Annotated in this window: 7 protein-coding genes; 3 read left to right on the top strand and 4 right to left on the bottom strand. The window is 67.2% G+C overall.

Annotated elements, in window-relative coordinates:
• The 3 genes from J7E68_RS02040 to J7E68_RS02050 all read right to left on the bottom strand — a co-directional run.
• Positions 1–369 (bottom strand): PadR family transcriptional regulator (locus J7E68_RS02040; protein WP_215169399.1); only part of this gene is annotated, 369 nt, incomplete at its 3' end.
• Positions 366–1,205 carry a DUF4097 family beta strand repeat-containing protein gene (locus J7E68_RS02045; RefSeq protein ID WP_215169401.1) on the bottom strand — a complete coding sequence of 280 codons (840 nt, stop codon included), beginning with the start codon at positions 1,203–1,205 and terminating at the stop codon, positions 366–368. The genes J7E68_RS02040 and J7E68_RS02045, both read right to left, overlap by 4 nt.
• A 170-nt stretch (positions 1,206–1,375) precedes the next feature.
• Positions 1,376–3,862: a glycogen/starch/alpha-glucan phosphorylase gene (locus tag J7E68_RS02050; protein ID WP_311416066.1), complete on the bottom strand. Its 2,487-nt coding sequence runs from the start codon at positions 3,860–3,862 to the stop codon at positions 1,376–1,378.
• Positions 3,863–4,002: 140 nt separating this feature from the next.
• Here J7E68_RS02050 and J7E68_RS02055 point away from each other — a divergent pair, with 140 nt between their 5' ends.
• The 3 genes from J7E68_RS02055 to J7E68_RS02065 all read left to right on the top strand — a co-directional run bounded on the left by J7E68_RS02055 (position 4,003) and on the right by J7E68_RS02065 (position 6,188).
• Positions 4,003–4,791, top strand: a complete 789-nt coding sequence (locus tag J7E68_RS02055; protein WP_215169403.1) for a MerR family transcriptional regulator — start codon at positions 4,003–4,005, stop codon at positions 4,789–4,791.
• A 193-nt stretch (positions 4,792–4,984) separates the two neighbouring features.
• Complete coding sequence (locus tag J7E68_RS02060; protein WP_215169411.1) at positions 4,985–5,359, top strand: hypothetical protein; 375 nt, start codon at positions 4,985–4,987, stop codon at positions 5,357–5,359.
• A 4-nt stretch (positions 5,360–5,363) separates the two neighbouring features.
• Complete coding sequence (locus J7E68_RS02065; protein ID WP_215169413.1) at positions 5,364–6,188, top strand: nitroreductase family protein; 825 nt, start codon at positions 5,364–5,366, stop codon at positions 6,186–6,188.
• 3 nt (positions 6,189–6,191) lie between these two features.
• On the opposite strand, the gene J7E68_RS02070 is transcribed toward J7E68_RS02065, so the two are convergent.
• A partial coding sequence (locus J7E68_RS02070; RefSeq protein ID WP_215169415.1) for a Rieske 2Fe-2S domain-containing protein occupies positions 6,192–6,991 on the bottom strand: 800 nt, incomplete at its 5' end.

Genomic DNA, 6,991 nt, shown 5'->3' on the forward strand with positions numbered 1-6,991 from the left:
GGCGAGATCGGCGCGCAGGCTCTTCAGCGCCTCCTTGACGCGCTGGCGAACCTCGTTGGCGATCAGCCGGACCGAATCGGTGAGCCCGGCCTCGATGCCCGCCAGGTCGCCCTCGCGGGATGCGAGCTCGGCGCGTCCGGCATCCGTGATCGCGTAGATCGTGGTGCGGCCGTCGACGGTCTTGGTGACCAGTCCCTCTTCCTCGAGCTTCGCGAGCCGAGGGTAGATGGTGCCGGCGCTCGGGGTGTAGGTGCCGCCCGTGCGATCGGTCAGCGCCTGGATGATGCCGTAGCCGTGCTGCGGTGCCTCGGCGAGAAGCGAGAGCAGGTAGAGCCTGAGGTCGCCGTGCGAGAAGACTGCGGGACTCATGCTTCCCACTCCGCATCGTTCGTGATCGACTCGGGCGTGCGCCGCAGCACCGTCACGCCACCCGAGACCGAGTTGGCACGCAGGTCGACGAAGCGTCCTGCCAGCTCGCCCGACGAGCCGGTGTAGTTGTTGAGTCCGGAGGAACCGCGCTCGACGCCGTCGATGAGCAGTCGGCCGCTCAGCGAGCGGATGACGTAGTTCGCGGCGAGTGACTCGTCGAGACGCACCGTGGTGCCGCCCGAGACCGAGTTGACGTTGATGGTGTTGACGTCGCCGGCGGCGTCGACGAGGGTCGAGCCCGACACGATGTCGACGGTGGCGCGGCGCACGGTGCCCGTGACGGCCACATCGCCCGAGACGCTGTTGGCGCTGATCGAGCCGGTCAGGCCGCGCACCTGCACGTCGCCCGAGACGGAGTTCACGGTCAGATCGCCGATCAGGGTGTCGACGATGAGGTCGCCGGACACGGTGTTGAGGCGGGCGTCGTTGTGGATTCCCGACACGAGTGCGCCGGCGCTGACGACGCCGAGGTTGAGCGCGATCGAGCGGGGCACGGCGACGCTGACCTCGGCCTTCGGGCCGCCCGAGCCGAAGTTGCGGAACACCTCGAGGAAGTTGTCCCAGCCGAGCTGCGGGTGGTCGATCTCGACCTCGCCGTCGTTCGCCTCGATGCGCAGGTCTTTGGTGGTGACGCCGTGCACCTCGATACGGATGCCGGGTTCGTCGTGCGCGATGACGTCGACCTGGCCGCCGACCAGACCGATCTTCAGGCGGGTGACGTTCTCGATGTCGATGACGCGTTCTTCGCCTGGGGCGATGACCCACTTCTCGGTCATGTCTGCTTCTCCTGGTTTGAGGGATCACGATATATCGTGTTCGCTCAGAGTAACACGATATATCTCGACTTTGTCAAGAGGGGTCTCTGATCTCGCACTCCGGTCGCAGTTGGTGCCGCTCAGATCCTGCGCGAGCGGCACCGACTGCGACCGGAATCACAGGGGCGACGTCAGACGAGCGGAGGGGTATGCCAGATCCGGTCGATGTAGTCGCGGATCGAGCGGTCGGACGAGAAGAAACCCGTCCGGGCGACGTTGAGGATCGCCGAGCGGGTCCACGCGTCCTGGTCGGCGTATGCGGCATCCACTCTGCTCTGCACCTCGATGTACGGCGCGTAGTCGGCGAGCACCATGAAGCGGTCTTCGTAGAGCAGGTTCGAGACCACGGGCTCGAACACCGAGCGGTCACCGCGGGAGAAGGCTCCGGATGCGATCAGATCGATCGCCCGGCGCAGGCCCTCGTCGGCCTGGTAGAACTCCTGCGGCCGGTAACCGCGGATGCTGAGCGCCTCGACCTCAGGTTCGCTCATGCCGAAGAGAAAGAAATGGTCGTCGCCGACGAGCTCGCGGATCTCGACGTTCGCCCCGTCATCCGTGCCGATCGTGAGCGCGCCGTTAAGCGCGAACTTCATGTTGCCCGTGCCCGACGCCTCTTTGCCGGCGAGCGAGATCTGCTCCGACAGGTCGGCGGCGGGGATCACGCGCTCCGCGAGAGTCACGTTGTAGTTCGGCGGGAAGGCGACCTTCAGCCGGCCCTCGAGGCGAGGATCGGTGTTCACGACATCGCCGACGGCATTGATCAGGTGGATGATGCGCTTCGCCATCGCATAGCCGGGTGCCGCCTTCGCCCCGAAGATCGCGGTGCGAGGCACGACGTCCGACACGGAGATGCGGCCCGAGACCACGCCCTCGTAGGTCGTGACGATGTGCAGCACCTTCAGCAGCTGGCGCTTGTACTCGTGCAGGCGCTTGACCATGACGTCGAGCATGTGGCCGTCGCTGATGTCGACGCCGTCGCGCTCGCACAGAACGTCGCTCAGGCGGCGTTTGTTCGCGGCCTTGACCCCCGCGAACGCCGTGCGGAACTCGGCATCCTCAGCGAAGGGTTCGAGTTCGCGCAGGCGTTCGAGGTCGGTGACCCAGCCCTCGCCGATCGCCGCGGTGATGAGCGACGAGAGCTCGGGGTTGGCGAGGCGCAGGAACCGCCGAGGGGTGACGCCGTTCGTGACGTTGGTGAATTTGCCGGGGAAGAACGCATCGAAGTCGTGGAGCACCTTGTCGCGCAGCAGCTGCGAGTGAAGCTCGGCGACGCCGTTGACCTTCGCGCCGGCGACGGTGGCGAGATACGCCATGCGCACGGATCGGACGGGATGCTCGGAGATGATCGACATGTTGCGCACGAGCATCTCGTCGTCGCCGAAGCGCTCGCGCACCGCCACGAGGAACTCGTCGTTGATGCGGTAGATGATCTCGAGGTGGCGGGGCAGCAGTCGGCCGAGCAGCTCGACCGACCAGACCTCGAGCGCTTCGGGCAGCAGCGTGTGGCACGTGTAGGCGAAGCACTGCTGGGTGATCGCCCACGCGGCATCCCATTCGAGATGCTTCTCGTCGGTGAGCACGCGCATGAACTCGGGCACCGCGATCACCGGGTGGGTGTCGTTGAGCTGGAAGATGACGCGCTCGGGCAGGTTCGCGAGGTCGAAGCCGTCGGCGAGCATGTTGTCGAGGAAGTCGTGGATCGAGGCCGCGACGAAGAAGTACTGCTGCTGCAGGCGAAGCTCTTTGCCCTGCGGGGTGGAGTCTTCGGGGTAGAGCACCTTCGAGATGTTCTCGGCGAAGGTCTGCGCCCGCACGGCCTCTTCGTAGTCGCCCGAGTTGAAGATGCGCAGATCGAAGGCACTGGTGGCGACGGCGCTCCACAGCCGCAGTGTGTTGACGCGGCCGTTCTGAAACCCCGGGACCATGTAGTTGTAGGGCACGGCCTGCACGTTCCATGCCGGCACCCATCGGCTGCGGGTCACGCCGTCGTCGTCGTACTTCTCGGTGTGGCCGCCGAAAGCGATGGTCTGCGCGTCTTCTGGGCGGGCGAACTCCCACGGCGAGCCGAGTGCCAGCCACGCGTCGGGCTGCTCGACCTGCTGGCCTTCGACGAACGTCTGACGGAAGATGCCGTACTCGTAGCGGATGCCGTAGCCGATGCTCGGCACCGCCATCGTGGCGAGTGAGTCGATGAAGCAGGCCGCGAGGCGTCCGAGTCCGCCGTTGCCGAGCCCGGGCTCGACCTCGTGAGCGCGCAGCTCGTCGATGTCGATGCCACACGATGCCAGGGCCCGGGTCGCGACGTCGGTGAGATCGGCGGCGAGCAGGTTGTTGTCGAGCTGGCGCCCCAGCAGATACTCGGCCGAGAGGTAGCAGACACCCTTCGCCTGCACCTCCTTCTGGTGCCGCACATCTTCGAGCCAGCGGGCCATCAGGTAGTCGCGCACGGTGTGGGCGAGCGCGAGGTAGCGATCGTTCGCGCTGGATGCCGACAGCGCGACGCCGCGGTCGAAGTTGAGGTTGTGCAGGAAGAGTTCCACGAACTCATCCGCGGTGCTCGGCGGAGCGATCACAGGAGCGAGGGCGAGCGGATGCAGGGAGGAGTGTGATTCGGGCACGTGACGACCGTAGCGAGCGCCGCGCCGATTCGTGTGACGAGCGGATGAAGAATATTGGTTGCGGCGATGGCTTGACCTTGACGCAGCGTCAACTTCTACCGTGGAGTTATCGAAGAACGGATCCACGGAAGGAGGACGCGATGACCGGTCGTGATTGGTCGATCCAAGAGATCGCCCGACTCGCGGGCACCACCAGCAGAACGCTGCGTCACTACGACGACGTCGGCCTGCTGCCGCCCTCGCGCATCGCGCACAACGGCTATCGCCATTACGACGAGTCGGCTCTCGTGCGCCTGCAGCGCATCCTGCTGCTGCGCGAGCTCGGACTCGGGCTGCCGCAGATCGCCGAGGTACTGAACCCGGCGACTCCGCGGCAGAGCGAGGAGTCCGCTCTCGAGACGCACCTCGCGCTGCTGCGTGAGGAGCAGAACCGGCTGGCGCGACAGATCGCGTCGGTCGAGAACACCATCAACGCATTGAGAGGAGGTGAAGAACTCATGGCAGAGAACATGTTCGACGGTTTCGACCACACCCAGTACAAGGAGGAGGTCGAACAGCGTTGGGGTCGCAAGACCTACGCCGACAGCGACCGCTGGTGGCGCGGGATGACCGACACCGAACGCGCCGACTGGCAGCAGCGCGTCTCCGACCTCGGTCGGGACTGGATCGCCGCCGCCGAGAGAGGCATCGACCCGGCATCCGCCGAGGCTCAAGACGTCGCCCGGCGCCACGTCGAGTGGCTCACCGGCATCCCGGGAACCCCCGCGGCCGTGCCCGGCGGCGACGTCAAGGCGTACGTGCTCGGACTCGGTGAGATGTACGTCGCAGACCCGCGCTTCGGCGCGAACTACGCGACGTCTGCCGGCGGCACGCAGGGCGCGGAGTTCGTCCGCGACGCGCTCCGCATTTACGCGGAGAGCAACCTGTAACGCGCTGGACCGCAACGTCCGGTGGCTGCGGGGTCAAAAACGCATCCGCCGCTTCGTGCGGGGTCAAAAACGCATCCCAATCGCCCGATTGAGGTGCGTTTTTGACCCCGCACGGGCGGGAGGGGCTTTGCACAGATCCACACACCGGGGCAAGGCCGAGATCGGATGCCGGGGGTGGGCGTAGGGTCGTGCCATGGGCCCCCGACGCAGACGCACGGATGCTGCGCCGCTGTTCGCGGCGGCGGCCGTGGCCTACATCGCGAACGTCGCCCTCGGCTCGGCGGTCGCCGCCAGACTGATCGACACGAGCAACTTCCGCTGGCTGCACCACGCGATCTACGTCGCCACGTGTGCGACCTCGGCCGCCGCGTTCTCGGCGATCTTCTGGGGTAGCCCGAAGCACGCGAGCCGCCGCGCGGCACTGGCCTTGGCGCCCGCCGCAGCACCGCTCGCCGCCATCCCGTATCTCGGCACGCACAGCCGCCGGCATCCGCTCATCGCGCTCGCCGCAGCCCCCTTCATCGTCGCGGGCCTCATCTGCTCGCGCCTCTCCACCGACCGGAAGTGAACGCATGGAACTGCTCGACGCCATCCGCCGCCGCAAGACCACGAACGGGCCCTTCCTGCCCGACCCGGTGTCGGAGGAGCATCAGCGCATCCTGCTCGAAGCCGCAGGCCGTGCGCCCTCGCAGCTGAACAGCCAGCCGTGGCGGTTCGTGGTCATCGAGAACCGCGACACGATCGACAAGATCGCCCGCATCTCGGGCGACAGCATGACCGAGGCGATGTCGAACGGCACGTTCTTCGAGCGCTACAAGCCGTACTTCCGCTTCAGCCAGGCCGAGATGGAAGAGAAGCGCAGCGGGATGCTGTTCGACAAGCTCCCTGCAGCCCTTCGCCCGTTCACGAGCCAGGTGTTCACCAAGCGCGGCCAGAAGCTGATGAACACCTTCGGGGTGCCGAAGACCCTGGGCGAGGAGAACCACAAGCTCGTCGGCGGCTCTCCACTGCTGCTGGGCGTGATGCTCGATCGCAGCGAGTACCGACCGGGTCAGCTCTCGTCGTTCTATTCGGTGTTCAGCATGGGCGCGGCCATGGAGAACGTCTGGCTCACCACGGTCGAGCTCGGCATGGGCATCCAGTTCATCTCGTTCCCGATGGAGGTTCCGGGGCAGTGGGACGAGATCGTGAAGCTGCTGCGCGTGCCCGACGACCTCGAGCTCATGGCCGTCTACCGCCTCGGCTACCTGCCGCCCGAGCAGCGCCGCCCGGCGATCGACTGGTCGAGCCATCAGCGCAAGCTCGCCTCGCAGTACGTGTTCCGCGAGAACTGCGACGAGCCTCAGCAGGGCTGGGATGCCCCGCCCCCGGGCGCGGGCTCACCGGGGGCGAGCTGACCCTCAGCCCCCGCTCTTGCGGGGCAGCGCCTTGAGGTCCTGCAGTGCGGGGCCTTCGATCCGAGTGCCGTCGGCTTCGAAGCGCGAGGCGTGCAGCGGACAGTCCCACGTGCAGTCGGCGTCGTTCCAGGCGAGCACTCCGCCCAGGTGCGGGCACACGGCCGAAACCGAACGGGTCACGCCGTCGACCGTCGAGATGGCCACAGGGCGCCCCCCGCGGTTCGCGACCACTCCCTCTCCCTCGGCCGGCTTCGGCACGGGCACGGGCCGGCGCTCGGCATCCACCCATCCACTCGTCGCGGCAGCGGCGACCTTCGCGCCCTCGACCGCTCCTCGGGCGAGGTCGGCGGGAACCGTCAGCCTCGTGCCGATCTTCACCATCCATGACGGGCGATCGTGCCAGCTGGCGCCGAGGATCTCGGCCGTGAGCCGCAGCGCGGCCGCCGGAGCGTTCGACAGGCCCCACTTGGCATAGCCCGTCGCGAAGCGGATGCTGCCGAGCCCTCGGGGCATCGCGCCCACGAACGGGATCTGGTTGTGCGACTCGTAGTCCTGCGCCGACCAGCGGTGCGTCTCTTCAGCGCCGGGGAAGTGCCTCTTCGTCCACTCGACCAGGTCGTCGACCGCGGCCGCTTCGCCGTCGGAGCGCCCGACCGGATGCCCGTTGCCGCCGACAACCAGGCGAGCGGGGCCGCCGGGGCCATCCGCATCCGAGACCGGACGGATCGAGCGCGTGGGGCTGTCGACCGAGATGAACGTGCTGTCGGGAACGCCCCCGGGCAACTGGAACGAGACGCAGTATG

This window comes from Microbacterium sp. ISL-103 (genome assembly GCF_018613995.1).
Lineage (GTDB): Bacteria > Actinomycetota > Actinomycetes > Actinomycetales > Microbacteriaceae > Microbacterium.